Source organism: Methylocystis sp. JR02 (assembly GCF_030063565.1).
Classification (GTDB): domain Bacteria; phylum Pseudomonadota; class Alphaproteobacteria; order Rhizobiales; family Beijerinckiaceae; genus Methylocystis; species Methylocystis iwaonis.
The window spans coordinates 2,640,001-2,664,688 of sequence record NZ_JASIRC010000001.1; the positions used below are offsets into that span (position 1 = coordinate 2,640,001).

Genomic DNA, 24,688 nt, shown 5'->3' on the forward strand with positions numbered 1-24,688 from the left:
TCGGCTCGCGCCGGCATTATTGCTTCAGCCACGAGGGCTATGCGCGCGAATGCGATCGCATCGTGACGCGCCTTGCGCAGGAATTCGGGGCCCATCCCGCCGTCGCAGCCTGGCAGACCGACAATGAATTCGGCTGCCATAATACGGTCGAGAGCTATTCAGTAGCGGCGCTCGCCGCCTTCCGCGATTGGTGCCGGGGCAAATATGAGACGATCGAGGCGCTCAACGAGGCCTGGGGCAATGTCTTCTGGTCGATGGAGCTCTCGTCCTTCGAGGAGATCGAGCTCCCCAATCTCACGGTGACGGAAGCCAACCCTTCCCATCTTCTCGACTTCCAGCGGTTCTCGTCCGATCAGATTGTCGCCTTCAACAAAAGGCAAGCGGATATCATCCGCAGATATTCGCCCGGCCGGTCGATCCTGCATAATTTCATGGGCGCCTTCACCGCCTTCGATCATTTCGCGCTGTCGCGGGACCTCGACGCCGCCGCCTGGGACAGCTACCCGCTCGGCTTTCTGGAACGCAGCCCCAATAGCGAGGCTTTCAAGTCGCGCTACATGCGCGTCGGCGACCCTGATTTTCAGGCATTCCACCACGACCTCTATCGGGGCTGCGGGCGCGGCCGCTGGTGGGTCATGGAGCAGCAGCCCGGCCCCGTGAATTGGGCGCCGTGGAATCCCGCCCCCGCGAAAGGGGCGGTGCGGCTCTGGGCGCATGAGGCCTTTGCCGCGGGGGCGGAAACAGTTTGCTACTTCCGCTGGCGGCAGGCGCCTTTCGCGCAGGAGCAGATGCATGAGGCGCTGCTATTGCCAAATTCCGAACCGAACGAAGCCTTTCACGAGGCGCAGGATGTGGCGAGAGAGCTTGCCGCGCTCTCCGCACATGTCGGGAGCCGGCGCGCGGAGGTCGTCGTCGTTTTCGACTACGAGAGCGACTGGGCCTGGAAGATCCAACCGCAGGGTCAGGATTTCTCTTATAGCGAACTTGTCATGCGCTTCTATCGCGCATTGCGGCGCGCGGGCGTTTCGATCGACATCGGTCCGCCAACGGCCGAAACCGTCGCTGATCGCAAGCTCATCCTGCTGCCGGGGCTATTTACAGCCGGTGAGTCTCTGGTCGAAGGGCTATCGAACAACGCCGCGGTGATCCTCGCCGGGCCGCGCGCCGGCTCCAAAACCGAGCATTTCAACATCCCGGCCGCCCTGCCGCCCGGCGCCCTTCAGAGCCTGATCGACTTGCGCGTCCGGCGCGTCGAAAGCTTGCGGCCGGGCGCCGTCATTCCGATGAGCGACGGACATCCGGGGCATTTCGAACGGTGGCGGGAGTTTCTGGTTCTGGGCGACGAGGCGGCGATCGCCATGGCGTCGCGCGACGGGGAATGCGCCCTCGCGCAATGCGGCCACCGCTATTATCTCGGCGGTTGGCCGGATGAAACGCTTGCTGACGCCATCGTCTCCCGCCTCCTGGCCGAAGCGGGCGTCGAAACGTCGAGATTGCCGCAAGACATCCGGGTTCGGGACAATGGCGGCTTGCGTTATGTTTTCAACTATGGTCCCGAGACGGCGGATATATCTTCGCTCGTTGGCGACGCGTGGCTGCTGCTTGGCGAAACGAAGCTGCCACCCTGCGGCGTTGCCGCCTTTCGTAAGGACTCGTTGACGGAAAAGTAGGCGTGACCCTTTTTAGGCATCATACGCGATCCGCTTGGTTGGTTCGCTGTCATTCCCGACGCTCGCGCAGAGGGTGATCGTCGGGCTTTCAGCACGCTGTGAATGAAAACGGAAATCTTAGCCGTCATGAAAAACAGCGCCTTTTGCATCCTTCTCGCCGCCCTGCTGCACGCATCGGCCGCTTCGGCGGAATGGCGGCTCGTATCGCAGGACGGCTTGTCCAAGATCTATCTCGACCCCGCGTCTCGCCAGAAAACGCCAGAGGGCGCCGTTTTCGCGCGCGCCCTCACCGATTACGATGCGCAATCTCCCGAGGCGGCGGCTTTCAAGCTTTCACAAAAGGGATTGTCCGAGATCGAGCGCGTGACGATCGACTGCGCGAAACACGCCTACCGCTCGGAAGGCGGAAGCTGGTTCGACGGGCATATGGCGACAGGCGCCCGCCGCAGCGATTATCCGGCGCAATCGACCTGGTCCAAAGTCCCGGCTTACTACCTCGGCCTCTCCAAAAAACTTTGCGAGACGGAGTGAGGCCCGCGCGTCATCTCAATACTCGTGCTCTATGCCAATGCCGAGCGAGGTCGCGCCGCTCATGCTGGTCTCGCTTTGCAGGCGCACGCCGCGCGTCACGTCGACGCCCACATTGACCGAGCTTTGCTGCGGGTTGGCGCCCGTCTTCACGCCGACGTTCACGCCATTGGCGATATAGCGCGACGCGCCCACCGTCGGCCCATTGCCGCCGCCCGCGTCGAGATCGAGCGAATCGACGCCGAGCGCCTTGCGCATTTTCTCGAAAGCGTCGACTCCCGCGCCTGCGCCGGAGAGCTGCGCGAGCGCCGCCGCGAGCTGCACGGCCTGAAAGGGCGTGAGCGCGCCTGATGCCTTGGCGAAAAGCAGGCGCGAGAGCACTTCGTCCTGCGGCATCTCCGGCGTCGACGAGAAAGCGAAGGAGGGCGACGCCGCCGGCCCGGTGATGTCGATCTTCGCCGTGATGTCGGAGGCCGTGGTCTCCGCCTCGAAATCGAGCGCCGGCGTCAGCCCGCCGGCGAAAGTGAGCTTGCCGCGCGTAAGATCGATGCGCTGCGTGAGGAGCTGCATCTTGCCGCGCCGCAGCTCGAAGCCGCCCTGCACATTGGGATTCTGGATCGTGCCCGAGATTTTCAGATCGCCGCCGAACTCGGCGTCGATGCCGCGCCCGCGCACGAAAATCTTATTGGGAGCCGAAAGCGCGAGATCGAGCGCCGCGTCGAACCCGGATTTGTGCGCAGCCTTTTCCCGCTGCTTCTTTTCGAGCGCCAGCATTTGCGCAGCGAAGCCCTTGGCGTCGATGTGCGTCGAGCCCGGCAGCGGCTTCAGATTGGCCGGCAGGCGATCGGGAACGCTGACGTCCATCGAGTCGAGATTGACCTTGCCGGAGATTTTGGGATTGCGGGCCAGCGCGCCGCTGATCGTGAGATCGAGATCGCCGGTCGACGAGACGATGTCCGTCGACGCGAGCTGCGCGTTGTTGGCGCCGATACGGATGGAGCCGGGCATGCCGGCGTCGGGCGCGACCGTCACTTTGCCTGCAACGGCGATCCGCCCGCCGTTTTTCGTCTGGGCGGTGAGGCCGTCGATTGTGAGCTCCCGGCCGCGGCCTTCGATCTTTCCACTGATCTTCGTGAGGCTCACGCCGTTGAGCGGATCGTTGAAGGCTGCGTCGGCGATCGTGACCGCGCCGCCGATGATCGGGCTTGCCGCCGGGCCAGTGAGGCGCAGATCGACATTGGCTTTGCCGGCCGCCGTCTGGCCGTTCGCCGCGAGCATCGTATTGGCGAGCGCGGCGTCGAGCGCGCCTTTGACGGCAAGATCGAGCGCGCCCTCGCCGAGCGGCGCCGAGCCCGTGATCTTCAGCTTGCTCGACGCGCCGAGCCCGACGTCGGCGTCGAGGGTCGTGCGCTTATTGGCGAGGCGGCCATTGGCGGAGACGTCGACAGCCGGCAGGCCGTTGGAGCGTAGCTGCGGCGCGCTGACCTTGGCCAGTTTCACGCGCCAGTCGCCCTCCGGCGCGGCTTTCGTTCCGGTGACGCGCGCCTCGGCGTCGAGCACGCCGTCGAGGCCAAGAGACGGATCAACGATCGAGGCGATCGAGAGCGGCACGGCGCGCGCCTTGGCGGCGATGTCGAGACGCTCCCCGGCGACGCCGTCTATGTCGAGGCGGCCGGAGCCGAGCGCGAGGGCAAGGCCTTTGAGCGCCACCGCGCCATGCTGCAGGGTGACGACGGCCGGCTGCGCCAGCGCGATTTTCTTGCCGGCGCGTTGCGCGGAGAATTGCGCAATGTCGAGCCGGGTGGTTTCGCCCGGCGTGAGCGTCGCCCGGCTGGCGATATTGAAGCCGCGGGCATCCAAGGTGAGATCGAGCGCCGCCGCGCCATCTGCGGCGGGCCGCGCGAGCAGGCGCGCCTTGCCGATCGTCTCCTTGCCGAAACGCGCGTTATCGATCGAGACATCCCCATCGAGCGCCGGCCGGCGCAGGACGTCGCGGGCCGAAAATTTTGCCGCGAGCCTGCCGACCCCGGCGCCTGCCGCCTCTATGCCCACGCCCTGCGCATCGATCGACGCATTCTGCCCGCCGTTCGAAGCTTCCAGCACAATATCGGCGTCGAGGCGTCCGCCGAGCTTTTGCAACGCGAGCGCCGAGAGATCGTCGAGGCTCGGCGCGGCGATGCGCAGGCGCCCGTTCGTGAGCCCGGCGCCGTCTATCGCGAGCGCGCCCTTCGCCGTCGCGCCGCCAATGGCGACATCGACATCGTCGAGCGTCCAGCCCGCGTCCGTCCGGGCGAGAGAAAGGTGGCCGCGCGCCGGCTTGCGATCGACAACGCCGTCGAGCGTCGCAAGGGCGGCGAGACGGCCGAGCAGATCGTGCGCCTCGCCCTGCAGGGTGAGCTTGGGGATCGGACGGCCATTGGCGCTGGCGTCTTCGAGCGTCGCAAGAAGCGTCGCGTCGGGCTTTTCGAGACTTCCCGTCACCGACGCCGCAATATTGGCGCGGCCGGTGAGCGGCAGGCCGGCGTAGCGTAATTCCGGCAAGTCGATCTTGGCGTCGATAGCGGCTTTTTCTGTCATCGCGGTGCCATCGACAACGGCGGAGAGATGCTCGCCCGTAAGGGCAAGCTTGTCGAACGCAAATCCGCCGCCGGGAAGCATTGCGACCTTGCCCGTCAGACGCAGACGCTCGCCCGCAAGCCCATCCACGGCCGAAACGCCGGAGGCGAGCGACGTCACAGCGCCGTCGAGCGCCGCCTCCATCGCGCCGTCGAGCGGCGCCCCGGCGACATCTGCGGAAAGATCGAGGGCGCCGCGCAATTGGCGGCCGGCGAGGCGCGAGAAAGGAGCGAGATCGGCGGCCGCGAGATTGACCTTGCCAACCGCTTTGCCGTCGACGCCCATCCGGCCGGCGCCGTCGAGCTTGAAAGCCGAAGCCGCGAGCGCGAGGCGGTCGAGCGTCTTAGCGCCGTCGTCGGAGATATGCGCCGTTGTTTCGAGCTTCGTGGCGTCGGCGAAAAGCGATGCGAGGTCTTGCGGCAGGAGATCGGCAAGCCGCGCCGCGAGATCTAGGTCGAAACGGCGCGCGGCGCCCTCGCGCGTGATGCGGGCCGCGCCCTCGGCGCCCGCCTCGCCCGCCTTGGCGGCGATCTTCGCCACGAAAGCGCCGAGCGGGCCTTCGCCATCGATGGAGGCTTCCACCGGCGGCAGGCCGGGTATTTTCGCAAGACGCGCGATCAGGCCGTCGCCGGGCTCCGAGGCTCCGAGTTTGATTCGCAACCTGTCGCCTTGCGCCGCATAAGCCGCGTCGACGCCAATCGACCCCGGCGCATCGAGCCGTTGCGCCTCCAGCCGCACGCTCGCTGCGGACCCGGTGAGCTCGGCGCCCGCGTGAATTGAGAGCGCGGCGGCGGCGTTCAACACCGGCTCGGCGAGAACGAGCTTGGCCAGCGCTAGCTCGCCCAGCCGAACGCCGATGGGCAGCTTCGGAGGGAAGGTTCCGCCGTCGCTGTTTTGTTCGGGCTTCTTTTCCGCAGCCGCAACCGGCGCGCGCAGCACGTCTGCTTCGCCGATGTCGATTTGGTCGACATCGAGCTTCATGCCAAGCAACGCGAGACGCGACCATTTGGCGGCGACGCGGTCGATCTTCAGCCAGGGACCGTCGCGGTCGGAGATGACGATGTCGCGCACGGACGGCGCCGCCGACAGAACGCCGTCGATTGCGCCGATCTCGATCTTCAAGTCGGGCGTAGAGGCCGCCTCGGAAACGATGCGCGCCAGCGAGCGTCCGCCCGAGGCGCTATTGATCGAATAGACGCTGGCGCCTGCGCCGAGAATCACAAAAGCCGCGAGGCCGCCGGCGATCAGAAGGCCGCGAGAAGGCTTGCGCATATCAGAAGCTTTCTCCGATGCCGAGGAAGATGGCGAGGCGACTGTCCTCCGGCCTCGGGTTGAGCGGCGTCGCGACATCGAAACGAATCGGACCAATGCCCGTATAGTAGCGAAGGCCTACGCCAGCCGCGAAGCGCATCGTCGAACTGAAATTCGGCACGGAGGAGGAATAGGCCGCGCCGGCGTCGAGGAAGGGTACAATGCCGATTTCCTGCGTCACCTTCAGGCGCGCTTCGGCGGAGGCTTCGAAAAGGCTCAGGCCGCCGGTCGGAAAGCCGAAGCCATTGTCGGGGCTGATCGAGCGATAGCGATAGCCACGCACGGAGCCGCCGCCACCGGCGAAGAAACGGCGATTGGCCGGGACGTCTGCAATCGACGGACCGACGATGGAGCCGGCGGCGACACGCCCCGCGAGAATATACCAGGCGTCTTCGTCGAGCGCGTGATAGGCCGACAATTGCCCCTTCGACTCCAGCATGCCGACGCCGTTGGAAAAAGCCTTCACATAAGGCGCGACGCGGGCTGTCGCGCGTATGCCGCGCGTCGGCGCGAGCGCATTGTCGGTGCTGTCATAGGCGCCCGAAACCGGGAAGCCGAGCAGCGAGTAATTATGCAGGCCGAAGACGTCATTGAACTGGCCGCCTTCGACTTCGATCCCCGCCTGGATCGACGCCGTGTCGCTGAAGCGATGGCGGATCGCGCCGTTGAAATTGCCATAGGACGCCCAGTAGTAAACGGTGCGCTCGCGCACCGCCGCGGCGTCGAGGAGAAGGTCGTTTCGTGTGCCGAAGAGCGCGGGCTTCAAGAAGCTCGCGCGCGCCGAGCCGACGAGATTGCTCGCCTTCAACTCCGGAAAGGAGAGGAAGGCGGACGAATTATTATAATAGGCGAGGCCGCCGTCGAGATCGAAACGCAGACGCTCGCCGCCGCCGAAGAGATTGCGATCGACCCAATAGGTGCGCAACGTCGGGCCGTTTATGTTGGAGAACATCGCCGAAGCGCCGATCGCATGGCGCTTGCGCTCGGTCGTCTCGATGAAGAGCGGCAGATTGCCGTTCTTGTCGAGATGGGCGCCGTCTTCGATCTTCACGCCGCCGAGCGCCTCGATGCGGGCGATGGATTTGCGCGTGTCGGCGATTTTCCTGGGGCTATAAGGCTCGCCCTCCTCCAGATAGATGAAGGAGCGGATAACATCGGGATCGACGCCCGGCGCGCCGGAGAGATGCACCTCGCCGATTTCGGCCTTTGGCCCCAGATCGATCGTGACCGCCACGTCCATCACATGGAGATCATGCAGGATCACCGGACGCGCAGAGACGACCTTGGCGAGCGGATAGGATTTCTCGCGCAGCGCATCGATCCACTCGGCCTCGCGCGCCCGTAGCGCGGCGGCGCGGGCGGGATCGTCCGGGTCCTGATCGAAGGCCTTGCGCGGGAAAAGCGTGGGATCAATCGGCGCATTGGCGCGCGCATCATACACGACGACGTGGCGCAGCTTGAACAGCGGGCCGGGATCGATCTCGAAGACGACCGGCGCGAGGGAAGCGCCGCGATGCCGCTCCGCGGCGGCGGCGGCCGCGTCGGCTCCATTGCCCTCCGGCGAGACGGTTACGCCGGCGACGCTCGCGCGCACGGTTGCGTTGAAATAGCCGCTCGCCCAGAGCGCCTCGGTCAGGCGCGGATAATCCGCGATCACCCGACGCGCCAGGCCGACCCCCGCCGCGGGCGACTCCAGGCGCAGCCGCCAGCTATTCGACGCGTCCTTCAGGGTCTGCTCGAGCTTATCGTCGTCGATCCCCTTGAAGGTCACCTCATAGGCGACAGCGCCGGGGGTCGGCTCGGCCTTTTCTGGCGCGCCGAACAGGCCAAAAAAGTCGAAGGCGCGCGCGGACGACATTTCGCCACACGCGATACTGCAACAGATAAGCGCACTTACGAAAAGCCGCATCGGCGTCACGATGAAATCTCACGGATATCCTTGAACTAAACTATAAAATTAAACCGTAAGGGCGTCCATTCCATTAAGCTTAGCGAACCCTTCTTGGTTAATAACGCGTTGAAATAAAAAGCTCCGACCGGTCTTTACGGTGGCGTCGGCCGCCAAAAATCGAATAGCGACGCCGCGTTACTTGCGCGCCTCCCCCAGGAAGAACAAGGCCGAGCCCCGGGGCCGTTCAAATTGTTGACAATTCGGTAACTGTTTGCGCACAGCCGCTCGTCTATGCCGCCGACCAACGGTCCAGCTTAACTTTTATGGCACGAGCCGGCGCTAGGATGGCAGCCACTTGACGGCTGAAGCGCGCTTCCGCCCGACCATTAACTTTTCGAGGCAAATATGGGTATTCAGCATCAGCAATTTTCTTATTTCGAAGCGGAGACGCAGCAGCGGCTGCAAATCACTTTCGAAGGCCGCTACATGCTGCTCAAGTCCAACGAGGAGTATCCTTGTCGGACTATTGAAATCTCATCTCATTCCGCGCGGCTTTGGGCGCCGGTCGCGATTCTGCCCGGGGAGAAGGTCGCGCTTTGCCTCAATGAGCTGGGCCGTTTCGCGGGCGTTGTCCTGCAGCCGACGCCAAACGGCTTCGACATGCGTTTTCATCTCATGCCGAAAAAACGCGAGAGGCTCGCCCGCCAATTGGAGTGGTACGCCAACCGCTCCGCCGCCTATAGCGAGGGGCGTCACGGTCGTGTCGTCATTCCTTTCATGGATCTCACGGTTCTACGGCTGACCTGCGGCGAAGAACAAATCGTGCGCATCAAGAGCCTGTCGAACTCGGCCGTCGTGCTGGAAGCCGATCGCGCGATCCCGATCGGCGCCGAGGTGGCGGTCGGGAATACGCCGGCGAAAGTCGTCGGTATTCTCGACGACGGCGTCGCCTGCGAATTTCTCAAGCCTTTCCGTCCGGGGGAGATCGACGAAACGACGCGCCTTTGAGGCGCGCCGACGGCGTCTATTGCTCGAGCCTTATCCAGGCGACGACCGCGCCGCCCGGCTCCGCCAGCACCGCCATGCGGCCAACGCCCGGAATGTCGAAGGGCTCCTTGCAAGTTTTTGCGCCGGCCTCGACCGCCTTCTTCAGACGCGCATCTATGTCGTCGACGGCGATGTAGGTCAGCCAATGCTCCGGCACGCCGTCGAATTGCGCGCCTTTCATCTCGAACATGCCGCCGACCCGCGCCTCGCCGGAGAAGATGATCCAATAGGTCATGTCCGGCGCCGCCATGGCCTCGAAGCGCCAGCCGAGCGTCTCGGCGTAAAATTTCTGCGCGCGCGCAATATCGCGGACGGCAAGTTCGCTCCAGCAAACGACGCCATGCGGGGCGGTCATTTCATTCGCCATTGCCGTCTCCGTCAGAAGGATGGACGCGAAGCTTGTCGCGCGTCTCGTGAAAGCCCAAACGACGCGCCACGAGCCAATCTACAAATCGCGCCGGCAGCAGGCTTGGCAAGGTGTGACCGATCCCATTGGCGACGGGGATGCGCGCGGGCGGGCGCGGCGCAGTAAGGGCGCGCAGCACGGCTTTGGCCACCAGCTCGGGCCCCGGCGCGGCGCGCCCGCCGTCGACGGCCCATTTCCGCATGCGACGCGCCGCGGGGCCGTAGATGGTCGCGTCGAAAGGACTGAAGTCGCGGCTGTCCGCCTTGTCCCAGATCGGCGTCGCAATCATGCCGGGCTGGATCACGATGAGATCGACGCCATAGACCATCAATTCGCGGCGCAGCGCATCCGATATGCTTTCGAACGCGAATTTGGAGGCGCTGTAGGCGCCCAGAAACGGCGAAGCGAAACGGCCGGCGACCGAGCTCATATTGACGATCCGCCCCGGCGCGCCCCGCTGCGGCGCGTGCGCGCCGAGCAGCGGCGCAAAGGCCTGCGTCACCTGTAGCTGGCCGATGAGATTTGTCTCGAGCTGATGCCGGAGATCGGCGATAGATAGATGCAGCAGCGGGCCGGGCACGGCGACGCCTGCATTATTGACGAGCCCCGCGAGCGTCGCGCCGCCGAGCCGGGCGTCGACCTCTTGCGCGGCGCGCGCGACGGCGCCCGCGTCCGTGACATCGAAGAGAAGCGGTGAGAAATCGTCGCCGAATCGCGACTGCAAACGCTCGGCGTCCGCACGCTTGCGGACCGACCCAAAGACGAAGAAGCCTTTTTTCGTAAGAATTTCCACACAGGCGAGACCGATGCCCGTCGAAGCGCCGGTGACGACGACGGCGCGCTTTTCAATGGCCACGTAAAACTCCTTCAGGACAAAAGGCGCGTCAGAATGTCTATGGTCGAGGCGTCGGCGCGCCCATCGACCCGCGCGGTCCGCCAATGGCGTTGAAACGCCGCGACGGCCGACGCCGTATCTTCATCATAGACGCCGGTCTCACTGACTTTATAGCCGAAGGCGGCGAGCTGCCGTTGCAGCCGCGCGACCGCTTCGCCCGCGGCGTCACATTCGAGCGCCGCGCCCTCGTCGGGCGGCAAGGGTTCGACATAACGACCGACGCCGGCGGCGGCGAGACGCGCCCAGGGAAAGAACTCGCCGGGGTCCATCTTGCGGCGCGGCGCGATGTCGGAATGGGCGAGCACGCGCTCGGGCGCGATCTTGTGACGCGCGCAAATGTCGCGCGACAGAGCAATGACGGCCTCGATCTGCGCTGGCGGAAAATCATGCGGATCGATATGGCCCGGATGGACGATCTCGACGCCGATGGAAGCCGAATTCATGTCGGTTTCGTCCGCCCAATAGCTGGCGCCCGCATGCCAGGCGCGGCGCGACTCGGGCACGAGCTGCAGGATGCGGCCGTCTTCCTCGACGAAATAATGCGCCGAGACTTCCGCGATCGGCGAGCATAAAAGCTCGAGCGCGCCCTCCGCCGTCGGCATGCCGGTATAATGCAACACCAGCGCTGAGACCCCGCGCGCACGGGGGCCGTGGTTGGGCGAGGGAAATACTCTCGCGCCGGCGAACTCCGGGGGAAACGCGCGCGTCAGCTCCGGCGAATCGCGCCAGGGCGCCGTCGTCGCCACCCATTCGACCGTCCGCGATTCCGGATCGCGGGCGCGCAGAACGTCGGTGACGACGCAGGCGCTGTCGGCGCCCGCCGCCAGCGCTAGGCATGCGCGGGCCGGCGTGAGGCCGCCGATGGCGACGAGCGGGATGTCGCCGATGCGCTTCTTCCAGGCGCCGAGCTTTTCGAGGCCCTGCGGCGAGAATTTCATTTCCTTGAGCAGCGTCGGCCAAACAGGCCCGAGCGCCACATAATCGGGCGAGATCGACAATGCGCGGTCGAGCTCGGCGTCGCCATGGGTGGAAACGCCGATTCGCACCTCGTGGCGGCGCAGGGCGTCGAGATCGGCGCCATCGAGATCTTCCTGCCCGAGATGCACGAAATCGCAGCCGGCGTCGATCGCGAGCTTCCAATAGTCGTTGACGACGAGCTGCGCGCCCGCGGTGCGGCAGAGATCGCGCGCACGAAGGATTTCGTCGCGCACCTCGGATTCCGGACGATCCTTGACCCGCAATTGCACGAGTCGCACGCCGAGCGGCAGCAGCCGCGTCAGCCAGTCGGCGTTATCGACGATGAGGTAGAAGGGGTCGAGCGTGAGTGTCGGCATAGGCGGCGGTCTACCGCTTTTCGAAGCTGTTTGCGACGTAGTTGCGCGCCTGAAGGCGCGCGGTCCGATGCTCCCTAATGGACCGCGCGCCTTCAGGCGCGCAACAGTTTCTCAGAGCATATCCTCGAACGGCCGCCCGATCACCGGCGTCGAGGGCTCCGCCATGTCGCGGGGCGTCATCGGCTTGGCGCGGAACGCGAGCCGCCCAGCCTCGGCTGCAAGCCCGAAAGCGCGCGCCATGGCGACGGGATCGCCGGCGCGCGAGACAGCCGTATTCAGCAGCACGGCGTCATAGCCCATTTCCATCACCGCCACGGCGTGAGACGGTGCGCCCAGCCCGGCGTCGACGACGAGCGGGACCTCCGGAAAATGCGCCCGCAAGGCGCGCAGCGCAAAAGCGTTATTGACGCCACGCCCCGACCCGATCGGCGCCGCCCAGGGCATCAAGACCTTACAGCCCGCGTCGAGCAGCTTTTCGGCGACAACGAGATCATCGGTCGTATAGGGAAAGACCTTGAAGCCGTCGTCGACGAGCGCCTTGGCCGCCTCCACAAGCCCGAAGACATCGGGCTGCAACGTATCCTCCTCGCCGATGACTTCGAGCTTGATCCAGTCGGTCTCGAACACCTCGCGCGCCATTTGCGCCGTCGCAACCGCCTCCTTGGCCGTGCGGCAGCCCGCCGTATTGGGAAGCACGCGCGCCCCCAAATCGCGAATAAGGCCCCAAAAACTCTCGCCTGCGCGCGAGCCGCCCGCCTCCCGCCGCAGCGACACGGTGACGACCTCGCAGCCCGAGGCGCGGATCGCGTCGGCAAGGATCGCCGGCGAGGGATAGCGCGCCGTCCCGAGCAGCAGCCGCGACCTTAGCGTAGCGCCATAGAAGGTGAGTGGATCAGCCGCGGTCATGAGCTCTTGCATTCATCCGCCCTGCCGCGGCGTGACGATCTCCACCGCATCGCCCTCCTGCAGCGTGGTCTTCTCGCGGTCCCTGTCGCGCACGAATTCCTGGTTCAGCGCCGTGCCGACCTTCTGATGCTCATAGCCCAATTCGCGCAGCAGGGCCTCCAATGTGGTGGCGTCCACGTCACGCGGACGCCCGTTCACCCGAATCTGCATCCATCACCTCCGGAAAATAGGCGCCGCGAAGAACAACCTCTGCGGCGCGCCGCGCCAGCGCGGGGGCGAGCAGGAAACCATGCCTGTAGAGCCCGTTGATATAGATCGTCTTTCCACGCTGCGTCAGGCGGGGAAGATTATCCGGATAGGCAGGGCGCACATCCGAGCCCGTCTCGACGAGCTCCGCCTCGGCGAAGGCCGGGTGAATGGCGAAGGCGGAATTGACGAGTTCCACAACCGAGCGCGCCGTCACCCGCGCGCGCTCTTCATTCTCGATCATCGTCGCGCCGACCATGAACACGCCCTCCCCGCGCGGCACGACATAGACCGGCCGGCGCGGATGCAGCATGCGGATGGGGCGCGAGAGGGAAATCTCGTCGCTGCGCAGAATCAGCATCTCGCCCTTCACGCCGCGCAGCCGGGCGAGCGCATCGCGCGCGGCGAACCCGCGGCAATCGACGGTCCAATCGGGAGAGGTGGCAAGCGCCTGCGCCTCCGCGCCATAATGCCGCACGACATTCGGCATTTCGGCAAGCCTGTCGGCAAGCGCCTTCATCGCGGCGCGCGGATCGAGATGCGCCTCCTGCGTAAAATAAAGCGCCGCGTCGAAACGATCCGCTAGATCGGGTTCTAGTCTGGCCACGCCCGCGCCGCCGAGCCGCTCGAAATGATCCGTCCGCCGGGCGAAATCGAAAAGCTCCGCGCCTTCGCGCGGCGCGGCGACGACCAGAGTCCCTGCGACAGTGGCGACGGGAACATCGGCCGTCCAGAAGGCGAGCGCCTCCTGGCCAAGCTCGGCGACGAGCGGCTCGGCGCTCTCCAGCTCGCACCAGGGCGCGATCATGCCGCCCGCAAAACGCGAGCAGCCCTGGCCAGGCGTCGCCTGGCGCTCGACAAGCTCCACCTGCGCCCCGGCGCGCGCCAAGGCATAGGCGGCGCAAAGCCCGGCGACGCCGGCGCCGATGACGCGCGCTAGCATGGCGCGCCTGCAAAGTAACGAGAGTTGAACACCATCCCTCCGCCAGCATCTGAACTGGATCAGGTTCGAAGGGTCGCCGCGCCCCACGTTCGTTACGAACGCGCTTCCGCAGCCTCTCAGCCCCGTGGCGGCGCGATCCTTCCGCCGCCGGGCGGGGCTCCCCCGGCGTCCGAAGATTCGCGCAAAACAGCCGCCCGCGTCAAGCGCCGCGGCGGCGGCGCGTGACGTTTGTGTGGCAGGAAGCGGGCTTGCAAGACCGGCGCGGATCGCCCAAGCTCTGTTCATAAGAAATCGCGCCAGGGAACAAACCGGCGCGCCTGATCGGGAGTGAAATCATATGCGCCTCGTCTCTATGTCGGCTGGTCTTCGCGCGGCCGCCGCCGCCTTGTTCGTCGCCGGCGCCCTCGGCTTCGCTGCGCCCGCAGAAGCCGCCAAGCTCGGCCCCTATTTCCCGATTCCGAACGGCTTCAACCTCACAGGCGTCGCCAAAGACGCGCTGCTGAACATCCAGGCGAGCTGGCTGAAGAACGGCCTCGACAATCTCGAGAAGGCGAAGAAAGAGACGGAAGCCGCTCTGGAAAAGGCCAAGGACGGCGCGCAGGACCAGGTCGCGGCGCTGGAAGCAAAGGTCAAGGATCTCGACAAGCTGATCGACGACACCAAGGCCGAGATCGCCGTCGCAACCGACACGACTGCCTCCCAAGCGGTTCAGAAAGACCGCAAAAACAAGCTTCTTCTCAATCTCAATCAGTGGATCAACGAACTCAACCACATGGCGACCGAGCAGATGAAAATCGCCATTATGTCGGACGGCGCCGTGGCCATGACGGCGGAAAAGCTCAATCACCAATATTCGCAAAATGCCGACGATCTCGAACATGCGAAGCGCGACGCGAGCGTCGAAAACTGGGGCAAGTGATCGACCGCCGATAAGCGACTCCCTCTCGTCATTGCGAGGAGCGGAGCGACGAAGCAATCCAGGGCAGCCACGGCGGCCCTGGATTGCTTCGCTTCGCTCGCAATGAAGGGATGAATTGCCCGATACGCGAGCGTCGGGAATGCTTGCGAAGCCCTTCCCGCGCCCTTCCTCAGAACGGAAAATCATCGCTGACGGCCGGCTTCCGCAAGTCGGCCTCGAGCCGCTCCAGCCGTTTCGCCGCGTCGTCCACCGCCGCCACCGCGCGTTCTTCCAGCGCCACAGCGGCTTTTTTCACCGCGTCGAGCTCGGCGCGCAAAGCGGCGACGTCCGCCTCCAAAGCCTGCGCTTTGTTGCGCGCGTCGGCGGCCTCGTCGGCGATGCTCAACGCCGCCATCACCACGACGCGCTGCTCGCCGATCTCGCGGAAATTATCCTTCATCGAGAGTATCTTGCCCTCGACATAGCGCGCGAGCTCTTCGAGGCGCGGCTCTTCGCCGTCGTCGCAGGAGAGGCGGTAGGTGCGCCCGGCGATGCTGACGATGACGGCGGCCATGGCGCTATTCCCCGACCGGCGCGCCGCTCGCCTGCCCCAGCGCGGCGGCGACGTCGGCCCCGGCGTCATCCAAGCGGCGCAGCACTTCGTCGCGCGCTTTCTCCAGCGCGCTGACATGCGCGAGCGCAGCGTCGAGCTCCAGAGCGAGGCGACCGCGGTCGTCCTGCATGATGTCGAGCTCCTCCTCCAGCTCCGCAGCGGAAACATCGTCTTCCAGCTTCACAGCCATGCTTCGTTCCAGCCGGTCGAGAGCGGCGCCAAGGCGACCGAGCGCCTGATCGAGCCTTTCGGCGGATTTTTCAGCAGGCTTTTCGGAATGCGTCATCGCCGGGCTGCGCCCTATTTCTCGCGGGGAAAAGGTTGCGGCCGGCCTGCGCCGATTCGCCGTAACAGGTTGGTAGCATGAAACGGGCGAATCCCAATTAGACAGCACGAACCATGCCGCACGGCGGGGCGCCGCGTTGACAGGGGGGCGCGAGGTGCTATCACACCCTCGCCTCGCATCAGGCCCGGCGCGCGGCGCAAGAGACGCAGCCGGGTGAAAGCCGCTTTCCTCTTGAAGCAAGCGGCGAGAAGGAGATTTTCCAAATGACCGTGAGAGTGGCCATCAACGGCTTCGGGCGCATCGGCCGCAACGTCCTTCGCTATATCGTCGAATCAGGCCGCACGGATATCGAGGTCGTGGCCATCAACGATTTGGGCCCGGTCGAAACCAACGCCCATCTCCTGCGATACGACTCGGTGCATGGCCGCTTCCCGCATCAGGTGACGGTCGAGGGCGACACGATCGACGTCGGCCGCGGCCCGATCAAGGTCACCGCCATCAAGAACCCGGCGGAGCTCCCCTATAAGGAGTTCGGCGTCGACGTGGCGATGGAGTGCACCGGCCTCTTCACCGCGCGCGACAAGGCGAAGATGCTGCTCGAAGCGGGCGCCAAGCGCGTGCTCGTCTCCGCGCCCGGCGACGGCGCCGACCTCACGGTCGTCTATGGCGTCAACCATGACAGACTGACCAAGGATCATCTGGTCGTCTCCAACGCCTCCTGCACGACCAACTGCCTCGCGCCGGTCGCCAAGGTCCTCAACGACGCCATTGGCATCGAAAAGGGGATCATGACGACGATCCACTCCTATACCGGCGACCAGCCGACGCTCGACACCTTCCATAAGGACCTCTATCGCGCCCGCGCCGCGGCGCTTTCCATGATCCCGACCTCGACGGGCGCCGCCAAGGCCGTGGGCCTCGTGCTGCCGGAGCTCAACGGCAAGCTCGACGGCTATGCGATCCGCGTGCCGACGCCGAATGTCTCCGCCGTGGATCTGAAATTCATCGCCAAGCGGCCGACGACCAAGGACGAAATCCACGCGGCCATCAAGGCGGCGGCGGATGGTCCGATGAAGGGCGTGCTCGCTTACACGTCGGAGAAACTCGTCTCCTGCGATTTCAACCACTGCCCGGCATCGTCGACCTTCCATCTCGACCAGACCAAAGTGATGGACGGAAACCTTGTCTCCATCTTGAGCTGGTACGACAATGAATGGGGCTTCTCGGGTCGCATGACCGATACGGCGGCGGCGATGGGGAAGCTGATTTAATCGTAGGAAGGCCTGTCAATGGGCGAAGCCTCCGAAAAGGATGCGAGACGCGATTTAGAAGCGGCGGACGCCGCCGCTTCTCTGCGGAAAGCCTTGTTAGAAAACAAAGATGCGCTTTCGCCCGACGTGTTCATCGCGGCTCTCGATTTGCTGTTCCCCGATTTCAAATGCTTACGCTGCGGGAATGATCAGTTTGAAGTTGGCCCTATCTTTGGTCCGCAGCATTTCAGTCCGGACTGGAAGTTTAACCCGGGCAGCCGGATCGATATAATCTGCTCTCATTGTGGAATGATAGAATCGCATGCTCCAAATGTTTTGATAGACACTGTTATCAAGTCGAGCGCGGGTCAGGATGGCGACCGATAAGCAGAAATTTAGGGTGTACCATGGAGGGCTCGGCGCCTCCGATGGCGGCGACCCGGAGGATCCCATGCTCGAGCAACGTGTCGCCAAACTTGAAGAAAAGGCCGACCGGATAGAAGCGATCCTTCAGCGCCTCGAGCCGAAAATTACAGAAGCTTTGCTCACCGGTGCGAAGCAAGCCGAAGTGAGCAAACTGCAACTGCAGTTGACTGAGCTTCAGGGCAGCGCTGCTAAGCAAGTCGATCTCCAAAAGGTGCAGATCGAGGTTGCGGAAATCAAAGGCAAAATTGCTGGCGTGGAAGCACGTATTTCAGCACTCCCTACCACTTGGACGATGCTCAGCATCGTCTTCACGACCTGGGCGCTGGGCTCAGGCATCCTCATCTTCGCAATGAACTACCTCAAGAAGTGAGCAAATGACCTTCAAAACCCTCGACGATGTCGACGTCAAAGGCAAACGCGTGCTGCTGCGCGTCGATCTCAACGTGCCGATGGAGGAGGGGCGCGTCACCGACGCGACCCGCATCGAGCGCATTCTGCCGACGATCAACGAGATGGCCGGTAAGGGCGGCAAGGTCATCCTGCTCTCGCATTTCGGACGCCCGAAGGGCCAGCGCGTCGATGAAGACTCGCTGCGTCAGGTGCTCCCAACCCTCGAACACTATCTCAAGCGCCAGATACCCTTCGCCGAGGATTGCATTGGCGAAGCGGCCGAAGCGGTCGTTTCGGCCATGGCGGACGGCGACGTCGTCCTTCTCGAAAACACCCGCTTTCACAAAGGCGAGGAGAAGAACGATCCCGCTTTCGTCGCGGAAGTCGCAATGCTCGGCGACCTATTCGTCAATGACGCCTTCTCCGCGGCGCATCGCGCCCACGCCACCACGGAAGGCCTCGCCCATAAGCTCCCCGCCATCGCCGGCCGCACCATGCAGGCGGAACTCGAAGCGCTCGAATCGGCGCTCGCCAATCCGGCGCGGCCGGTGATGGCGGTCGTCGGCGGCGCCAAGGTTTCCACCAAGCTCGAATTGCTCGGCAATCTCGTCGACAAGGTCGAGTACCTCGTCATCGGCGGCGGCATGGCGAACACCTTCCTCGCCGCGCAGGGCAAGGCGGTCGGCAAGTCTCTGTGCGAGCACGATCTCGCCGACACGGCGCGCGCAATTCTCGAAAAGGCCAAGGCCGCCAATTGCACGATCGTTCTCCCGATCGACGCCACAGTGGCGCAGAAATTCGAAGCCCATGCGCCGTCGCATATCGTCGCGGTGGACCATGTCGGCGCAGATGACATGATCCTCGACGTCGGCCCGAAATCGGTCGCTCAGGTCGAATCCCTTCTCGCCCAATGCAAGACGCTCGTCTGGAACGGCCCCTTCGGCGCTTTCGAGCTGCCGCCCTTCGAGGAAGGTACCAACGCCGTCGCGCAGACGGCGGCGCGCCTGACGGTCGAAGGGAAGCTCCTCTCGGTCGCCGGCGGCGGCGATACGGTCGCGGCGCTCAATCAGGCCCACGCTGCCCAGGAGTTCTCTTACGTCTCGACGGCGGGCGGCGCCTTCCTCGAATGGCTCGAAGGCAAGACCCTCCCCGGCGTCGCCGCACTAAAAGCCTGATTCAACGTCATTATGATTGCTCTCTCTCGGCCCCGTTGACGGCGCCGAGGGCGCTGCGCTACCAAATGCTGCAGTAAAATCTGCGTTAAAGGCGTCGTAAGAATGCCGCGAGAGAGCATTGCCAAATTTGCGATCGGCCAGGTCGTGAAGCACCGTCGCTATCCATTCCGCGGCGTCATCTATGACGTCGACCCGGTGTTCGCGAACACCGAGGAATGGTGGCTGTCGATTCCAGAGGATTTGCGTCCGAGCAAGGACCAGCCCTTCTACCATCTCTTCGCGGAAAACGCGGAAACCGAATATGTCGCCTATGTGTCGGAGCAGAATCTCATGCCCGACACATCCGGCGAGCCCGTCCGCCATCCGCAGGTCGACGAGACGTTTGCGCGCGATGAAGACGGCGTCTATCGCATCCGCGAGGCCAAGCGGCACTAATTCCCGCTCCCGTTATTGCGAGCGTAGCGAAGCAATCCAGCGCCAACCGTAGCCGCTCTGGGTCGCTTCCTCGCTTTCGCTCCTCGCGATGACGGCTCCGATGGACCCGGTTATGATGGGAGCCGCAAGCAGAGCGGCGCGCTCTCCTCGGGAGGCCAGGATGGAGCAGGAACGTCTGGCGCGGATCAAGTCCGGCGTCGTGGAGGAGGGAAAGCAACTCCTCGCCATCTTTCTTTATCTCTGGGTGCTGCTGACCCTGTTCACTTTGCACAAGGCTTTCATTTTCAACGAGGATTTCCTGACCTACCAGCAGGGTCTGGCGCTCGTGAACGCACTGGCGCTCGCTAAGATCATCCTCATCGGCCAAAAGCTGCATCTCGGCGAAGCGGGAAAAGACTCGCCCGTCGCCGCGCCCGCGCTCCTCAAATCCCTGCTCTTCGGCGTTCTCCTCGTCGCCTTCCATGTCGTCGAGGAAACGGCGATCGGCGTCTTCTTCCATGACAAAACGGTCGCCGATGCCGTTCCCAAGCTGGGCGACGGCTCGCTGCAGGCGATCCTGATGGCGGCGATCATTGCGAGCGTCGGGCTCATTCCCTTCTTCGCCTTCGTGGAGCTCGAACGCGTGCTGGGCACAGAGGAGCTGCGCACGATCCTCTTCGGGCGTCGCGCGAAAGCCGCGTCGGGCGAGCATGTCGAGCGGCATTTCCTCAATTCCGAGACCGTGCGCGACGTGGTCATCGGCATGGCGGACGGCCTGACGGTTCCCTTTGCGCTCGCGGCGGGCATTACGGCGGCGATCGCCTCTACCCGCGTCGTGGTGACGGCGGGCCTCGCCGAGATTGTCGCGGGCGCGACCGCCATGGGACTGGGCGGCTATCTCGCGGCGCGCAGCGATCAGGAGCATTTCCACTCCGAAGAGAAGCGTGAATATGCCGAGGTCGAAAAGCTCCCCGAGCAGGAGAAAAAGGAGCTGCGCGAAATTTTCGGCGAATATGGGCTCGGCAAGCCCGAGGTCGATACTGTCGTGGCGGCGCTTTCGGCGGACAAGAAACGCTGGGTCGATTTCATGATGCGTTTCGAGCTCGGCCTCGAAAAGCCCGACCCCAAGCGCGCGCCGGTGAGCGCCGCAACCATCGCCACGGCCTATTTCGTGGGCGGGCTGATCCCGCTCGCGCCTTACATGATCGAGAGCGACATCAAAAAGGCGCTCATTTACTCGGCGGGATTCACCGGCCTTGCTCTGCTCGTCTTCGGCGGAGTGAAGGGCAAGCTCACGGGCGTCGATCCGTTCAAATCGGGCTTTCAGACCTTCCTCGTTGGCGGGCTTGCAGCGGGCGCCGCCTATTATCTCGCCTCGTTTTTCGGCTGAGAGACGGGCGGCCGGTTGCATGGCGCTTGCATCGGCGAGGCTGTATTGCAGAGCGCACGCGACCATATGAAAAGCCTGGAGGCGGCATGCAGACCACGGATGTCATCGTTCTCGGCGCGGGCATGGTCGGCGTATCGGCGGCGTTGAGCCTACAGGCGCGCGGGCGCGCGGTGGTCATGATCGACCGGCGCGGGGCCGGGCTCGAGACGAGCTTCGGCAACGCCGGCCTCATCGAGCGCTCCTCGATCTTTCCTTATGTCTTCCCGCGCGACCCGGCCCGGCTCGTCAAATATGCGCTGAACCTTCTCCCCGAGGCGCATTATCATTTGACGGCGCTGCCGGGCGTCGGCCCCTGGCTCCTGCGCTATTGGCGCGAGAGCGCGCCCGAGCGCGTCGCAAAAAGCATCGCCGCGCGCCGGCCGCTGATCGAGCACAGTCTCAGCGAACATGAAGCGCTCATCGCCCAGGCGGGCGCGGATGCGCTGCTGCGCCATACGGGCTGGATCAAGCTCTTTCGTAGCGAAGCGACCTTCCGGGCCGGGATCGCGGACGCCGAGAGATTGGCGAAATATGATCTCCATATTGATATTCTGGATTCGGCGGATGTCGCCGCGCGCGAGCCGCATCTCGCGCCTGTTGCGGGCGCGGTGCATTATCTCGACACAGCCTCGGTGAGCGACCCTGGCGCCCTGGCGAAGGCCTACGCCGATCTTTTCCTCGCGCGCGGCGGGCGTTTCATTCACGGCGACGCCTCGAGCCTGACGCAGGAGGCGGATGGGCGCTGGAGCGTCGCGGGGCCGGAGGGGCGCATTCTCGCGCGCGACGCCGTCGTGGCGCTCGGTCCCTGGTCTGACCGGATCTTCAAGCCGCTCGGCTATGTCATGCCTTTCGGCTTCAAGCGCGGCTATCACATGCATTATGCGCCGGGAGAAGGCGCCAGGCTCAACCATCCCGTGCTCGACGCCGACAATGGTTATCTCCTTGCGCCCATGGCCAAGGGCGTCCGGCTCACGAGCGGCGCTGAATTCGCGCCTCGTGACGCGCCGCCGACTCCCGTGCAGATCGAACTATGCGAGCCGATCGCGCGGCGCCTTTTCCCACTCGGGAAAGCGCTCGATCCGGCGCCATGGAAAGGCGCGCGGCCCTGCCTGCCCGATATGCTCCCGGTCCTCGGCCCCGCCCCGCGCCACAAGGGGCTGTGGTTCGACTTCGGCCACGCCCATCACGGGCTGACCCTCGGGCCGGTCAGCGGGCGGTTGCTCGCGGAAATGATGACCGGCGAGACGCCTTTTACGGACCCGTCGCCCTATCGCGCGGATCGGTTTTAGGCCGCGCACTTGCCCAGCCCCCGTCATTGCGAGCGAAGCGAAGCAATCCAGGGCCGTGATGTGGCTCTGGATTGCTTCGTCGGCTTCGCCTCCTCGCAATGACGGGCTCCAACCGCAGGCTTCACATTAGCGCTGAAATTTTCGGGCCTACCCCGAATCGCGCCGCCGGGCGCCTATGGATCAGACATGCGCGCGCCTGCCACGAGACTTGCCTATATCGACGGTTGGCGCGTGCTCGCGATCATGCTCGTCTTTCTCGATCATCTCGGCGCGAACCGCGAGATCGGCGCCTTTTACGAGGCGAGCCCGATCGGCTTCATCTCCCAATATGGCGAGACCGGCGTCTTCATCTTCTTTTTCATCAGCGGCTATGTCGTCAGCCGCCCCTGCCTCGCCGAGGTCGAAAGCTCCGGCGCGTTCTCCGCGCCCGCTTTTTATGCGCGCCGCTTCTTCCGCATCGTCCCGCCGCTGATGCTCTATCTGGCGTTTTGCCTCGCTTTGGGCGCGGCCGGCCTCATCGACTTCTCTCCAGAAAACTTCCTGAGCGCCGCGCTTTATCTGTGCAACACCACGGCGCCGGGCGTTTCCTGCAACTGGTATGTCGGCCACACCTGGAGCCTCGCCTTCGAGGAGCAGTTCTACTGGCTCTTTCCGGTCGCGTTCGCCTATCTCGAGTTGGGCAAGGCGCCCCGGCCGATCGCCGCCGCCGCCCTGCTCTTTGCGGCCGCTCCTTTCGCCTTCCCCGTCTGGTGGATCGGCAAGACGGGCTTCGTCATCGCCTATGCGCTCTTCTTCGCGGGCTACGCCGCGGCGAAGCACGGCGAGCGCGTTATCGCGGCGTCGCAAGGCTGTCGCGTCCCGGCGCTGATCGCGGCGATGGTGATCGTCTTCCTGCCGCGCGGCGTCGTCGCCTGCTTCGGGCAAGACGAAGCCGCGCGTGCCCAGTTCATTGCCTATTACCGGCTGCTCTATATCGCCGCCATCCCGGCCATGGTCCTGCTTTCGGGCGCGACAGGCCCGTTCCGCAGCATGCTCTCCAACCGGGCGTTCGCCTATGTCGGCCGGGCGAGCTATTCGATCTATCTCTGGCAACAGCTCTGCAATGGCCCGGTCTTCAACGACTTGGAGGCGATCGCTGAACTTGCTTTGACGGCGGCGATGGCCGGATGTTGCCTGCTTCTCTTCCCACTGGAATTGAAGCTTGCCGGCTACGGCCATGCGCTCTCGAAGCGGCTTCAGGCCCGGCGGGGCGCCGCCGTCTCGGCGAGCGCTATCCCGCCGGCGGCGGCAGCCGTTCTGGAATGAGATCGCGCCTTACCGGATAAGGCGCGCCAGATCGCCCGGCGAGAAGCCGAAATTCACGCCGAAACGAATGCCGTGCATGCCGCTGTGGTCGCCAACAGCAACGGCCCCCGGCGCAGAGCTGGTGGTGTAGGCCGGATAATGGTGCTGGAGCTTGATGTAGAGATATTCGGCGTTCACCGAGATGTTCTGCGTCAGGGCGTAGCTCACGCCGCCGCCGACCGACCAGCCCGGCAGGAAGGCGTGGTCGAGGCTCGCGCCAGTCGAATAGCCCGCGCCGACGACGTTGAAGCCGGCGTAGCTCTTGGGCGCGATAATATGGCCGTAGGCGAGGCCGCCCGTGCCGTAGACCAGGATACGGTCGAAGGCATAGCCGAATTTGAGGCGCGCCGTGCCGATATAGCCCGGCCGGGAGCCGGAGACGGAGCCCTCGCCGTTGGATGAGCCGCCGATCGACGACCGGAATTGCGCGTCGGTCTCGAAGCCCACGACGATATTGGCCCAGATCGGCAGCATATAGCCGATCTTGAGACCGCCGGCGAAGGCCGCGCCATTGAGCGGCACCGGATCGGCGAAAGAGCTGTCGCCGACGACCGAGCCGGCGGTGAAGCCGATCGTCGGGCCGCCCCAGTTGAAGCTGGGCGCCTCCCCGCCCGGCGGGGGCGGCGACGCGGGTTCGCCGGGCGGCGGGTTGGAGCCGTGGTCCGAGGGCGGCGGCGCGCCCTTGCAGGTGTTGTCGAAGCTCCAATCCTTCTTGCCGACCTTTTTGGGCTCGGAGACGTGGTTGGGCGTGACCGTGACGGTGGTGCAGGGCTTATCCAGCACGCGGCACTGAGCGCCCGACGCGTCGCAAACCTCGATTGCGCCGGCGTAGAGGACGGCGTCTGTCCGGCCTGAGCTCACCCGCACGCCGTAATTGGTGCCGCGCACGCCGATCGTCGCGGTGGGCGTTCGCACGTCATAGGGCTTGTGCTCGCCGGGGGCGGAGACGAAGCGAAAGGCGCCCTTGGCGGCGTTGAAAGTCGCGCCCGCGCCGCCCGCATAGACGAAACTGTCGAGCTTCACCCGCGACGAAGGGCCCATTTGCAGATCGGTGCGGTCCGAGAAGACGAACTTGCCGCGGCTTGCCGCGCCGGTGGTCAGCACCTCGTCGAAATAGACCTCGTCGCCCTTCGAAAGGCGCATGCTGCGCCCGCTGGAGAGGCCCTGCACGTCCTTCTCGATGGCGGCGGCGGAGCCGATCGTGTCCTCGGCGACGGCTGGGAGCGTCAAAGCGCAGAGAGCGGTTGTCGTGATCGCAGTTCTGCGCATGAAGATCCCCCGGAAATGCCAGAATTCAAAAAAACGGCAGCGACTGCCTTTAGTTATAAAAGCTATCTCAATACCGGAGCGGGGGCGCAACCGGCCCGGATCAACCCGGGAG

23 protein-coding genes (1 of these 23 cut by a window edge) are annotated in these 24,688 nt (G+C 64.7%); 12 read left to right on the top strand and 11 right to left on the bottom strand.

Going from position 1 to position 24,688, the window contains the following annotated elements:
- Positions 1-1,670 carry the 3' portion of a beta-galactosidase gene (locus QNA11_RS12660; RefSeq protein WP_283483304.1) on the top strand. The gene continues 307 nt to the left of window position 1, outside the view, so 1,670 of the gene's 1,977 nt are visible here — the last part of the coding sequence; the start codon falls outside the window, past its left edge; its stop codon occupies positions 1,668-1,670.
- 126 nt (positions 1,671-1,796) lie between these two features.
- Positions 1,797-2,201, top strand: a complete 405-nt coding sequence (locus QNA11_RS12665) for a surface-adhesin E family protein (RefSeq protein ID WP_281930259.1) — start codon at positions 1,797-1,799, stop codon at positions 2,199-2,201.
- A 15-nt stretch (positions 2,202-2,216) separates the two neighbouring features.
- On the opposite strand, the gene QNA11_RS12670 is transcribed toward QNA11_RS12665, so the two are convergent.
- Positions 2,217-6,086 carry a translocation/assembly module TamB domain-containing protein gene (locus QNA11_RS12670; protein ID WP_283483305.1) on the bottom strand — a complete coding sequence of 1,290 codons (3,870 nt, stop codon included), beginning with the start codon at positions 6,084-6,086 and terminating at the stop codon, positions 2,217-2,219.
- Position 6,087: 1 nt separating this feature from the next.
- Positions 6,088-7,983 carry an autotransporter assembly complex protein TamA gene (locus QNA11_RS12675; RefSeq protein ID WP_283483306.1) on the bottom strand — a complete coding sequence of 632 codons (1,896 nt, stop codon included), beginning with the start codon at positions 7,981-7,983 and terminating at the stop codon, positions 6,088-6,090.
- 438 nt (positions 7,984-8,421) lie between these two features.
- Between QNA11_RS12675 and QNA11_RS12680 the strand changes: the two genes are divergently transcribed.
- Positions 8,422-9,024 carry a PilZ domain-containing protein gene (locus tag QNA11_RS12680; RefSeq protein ID WP_281930253.1) on the top strand — a complete coding sequence of 201 codons (603 nt, stop codon included), beginning with the start codon at positions 8,422-8,424 and terminating at the stop codon, positions 9,022-9,024.
- Positions 9,025-9,040: 16 nt separating this feature from the next.
- On the opposite strand, the gene QNA11_RS12685 is transcribed toward QNA11_RS12680, so the two are convergent.
- The 6 genes from QNA11_RS12685 to QNA11_RS12715 all read right to left on the bottom strand — a co-directional run bounded on the left by QNA11_RS12685 (position 9,041) and on the right by QNA11_RS12715 (position 13,793).
- Positions 9,041-9,430, bottom strand: a complete 390-nt coding sequence (locus QNA11_RS12685; RefSeq protein WP_283483307.1) for a VOC family protein — start codon at positions 9,428-9,430, stop codon at positions 9,041-9,043.
- The gene (locus QNA11_RS12690) at positions 9,420-10,325 is read right to left on the bottom strand and encodes an SDR family oxidoreductase (protein WP_283483308.1); all 906 of its coding nucleotides are present in this window, start codon (positions 10,323-10,325) and stop codon (positions 9,420-9,422) included. The genes QNA11_RS12685 and QNA11_RS12690 overlap by 11 nt, the downstream gene beginning before the upstream one ends.
- Positions 10,326-10,336: 11 nt before the next feature.
- Positions 10,337-11,698: a thiamine phosphate synthase gene (locus QNA11_RS20620; protein WP_349362197.1), complete on the bottom strand. Its 1,362-nt coding sequence runs from the start codon at positions 11,696-11,698 to the stop codon at positions 10,337-10,339.
- 111 nt (positions 11,699-11,809) lie between these two features.
- Entirely contained in the window at positions 11,810-12,616 is an 807-nt protein-coding gene (locus QNA11_RS12705; protein ID WP_283483309.1) for a thiazole synthase, read from the bottom strand.
- Positions 12,617-12,814 carry a sulfur carrier protein ThiS gene (thiS, locus tag QNA11_RS12710; protein ID WP_202070658.1) on the bottom strand — a complete coding sequence of 66 codons (198 nt, stop codon included), beginning with the start codon at positions 12,812-12,814 and terminating at the stop codon, positions 12,617-12,619.
- Positions 12,783-13,793 (bottom strand): FAD-dependent oxidoreductase, encoded by a 1,011-nt coding sequence (locus tag QNA11_RS12715; protein ID WP_283483310.1) that lies wholly within the window; start codon positions 13,791-13,793, stop codon positions 12,783-12,785. The genes thiS and QNA11_RS12715 overlap by 32 nt, the downstream gene beginning before the upstream one ends.
- 337 nt (positions 13,794-14,130) lie before the next feature.
- Between QNA11_RS12715 and QNA11_RS12720 the strand changes: the two genes are divergently transcribed.
- Positions 14,131-14,712: a hypothetical protein gene (locus tag QNA11_RS12720; protein WP_202070660.1), complete on the top strand. Its 582-nt coding sequence runs from the start codon at positions 14,131-14,133 to the stop codon at positions 14,710-14,712.
- 169 nt (positions 14,713-14,881) lie between these two features.
- Here QNA11_RS12720 and QNA11_RS12725 read toward each other — a convergent pair whose 3' ends face one another.
- Together QNA11_RS12725 and QNA11_RS12730 are read right to left on the bottom strand one after the other, a co-directional pair.
- Positions 14,882-15,265, bottom strand: a complete 384-nt coding sequence (locus QNA11_RS12725; RefSeq protein WP_281930241.1) for a cell division protein ZapA — start codon at positions 15,263-15,265, stop codon at positions 14,882-14,884.
- A gap of 4 nt (positions 15,266-15,269) precedes the next feature.
- Entirely contained in the window at positions 15,270-15,590 is a 321-nt protein-coding gene (locus tag QNA11_RS12730; RefSeq protein ID WP_283483311.1) for a DUF4164 family protein, read from the bottom strand.
- Positions 15,591-15,853: 263 nt separating this feature from the next.
- Between QNA11_RS12730 and gap the strand changes: the two genes are divergently transcribed.
- From gap to QNA11_RS12770, 8 genes are all read left to right on the top strand, one after another.
- The gene (gap, locus tag QNA11_RS12735; RefSeq protein WP_283483312.1) at positions 15,854-16,861 is read left to right on the top strand and encodes a type I glyceraldehyde-3-phosphate dehydrogenase; all 1,008 of its coding nucleotides are present in this window, start codon (positions 15,854-15,856) and stop codon (positions 16,859-16,861) included.
- Positions 16,862-16,879: 18 nt separating this feature from the next.
- Positions 16,880-17,227, top strand: coding sequence for a hypothetical protein (locus tag QNA11_RS12740; RefSeq protein WP_283483313.1), 348 nt, complete (start codon positions 16,880-16,882; stop codon positions 17,225-17,227).
- Entirely contained in the window at positions 17,214-17,636 is a 423-nt protein-coding gene (locus QNA11_RS12745; protein ID WP_283483314.1) for a hypothetical protein, read from the top strand. The genes QNA11_RS12740 and QNA11_RS12745 overlap by 14 nt, the downstream gene beginning before the upstream one ends.
- A 4-nt stretch (positions 17,637-17,640) precedes the next feature.
- On the top strand, positions 17,641-18,831 hold the full coding sequence (locus QNA11_RS12750; protein WP_283483315.1) for a phosphoglycerate kinase: 1,191 nt from the start codon (positions 17,641-17,643) through the stop codon (positions 18,829-18,831).
- 102 nt (positions 18,832-18,933) lie between these two features.
- The gene (hspQ, locus tag QNA11_RS12755) at positions 18,934-19,266 is read left to right on the top strand and encodes a heat shock protein HspQ (RefSeq protein ID WP_202070666.1); all 333 of its coding nucleotides are present in this window, start codon (positions 18,934-18,936) and stop codon (positions 19,264-19,266) included.
- A gap of 649 nt (positions 19,267-19,915) precedes the next feature.
- A complete protein-coding gene (locus QNA11_RS12760; RefSeq protein WP_283484214.1) occupies positions 19,916-20,635 on the top strand; it encodes a VIT1/CCC1 transporter family protein in 720 nt (239 codons plus the stop codon).
- 86 nt (positions 20,636-20,721) lie between these two features.
- Positions 20,722-21,963: an NAD(P)/FAD-dependent oxidoreductase gene (locus QNA11_RS12765; protein WP_283483316.1), complete on the top strand. Its 1,242-nt coding sequence runs from the start codon at positions 20,722-20,724 to the stop codon at positions 21,961-21,963.
- 186 nt (positions 21,964-22,149) lie between these two features.
- Positions 22,150-23,268, top strand: a complete 1,119-nt coding sequence (locus tag QNA11_RS12770) for an acyltransferase family protein (protein ID WP_283483317.1) — start codon at positions 22,150-22,152, stop codon at positions 23,266-23,268.
- Between the two features lie 9 nt (positions 23,269-23,277).
- Here QNA11_RS12770 and QNA11_RS12775 read toward each other — a convergent pair whose 3' ends face one another.
- Positions 23,278-24,576, bottom strand: a complete 1,299-nt coding sequence (locus QNA11_RS12775; protein WP_283483318.1) for a FecR domain-containing protein — start codon at positions 24,574-24,576, stop codon at positions 23,278-23,280.
- Positions 24,577-24,688: the final 112 nt, after the last annotated feature.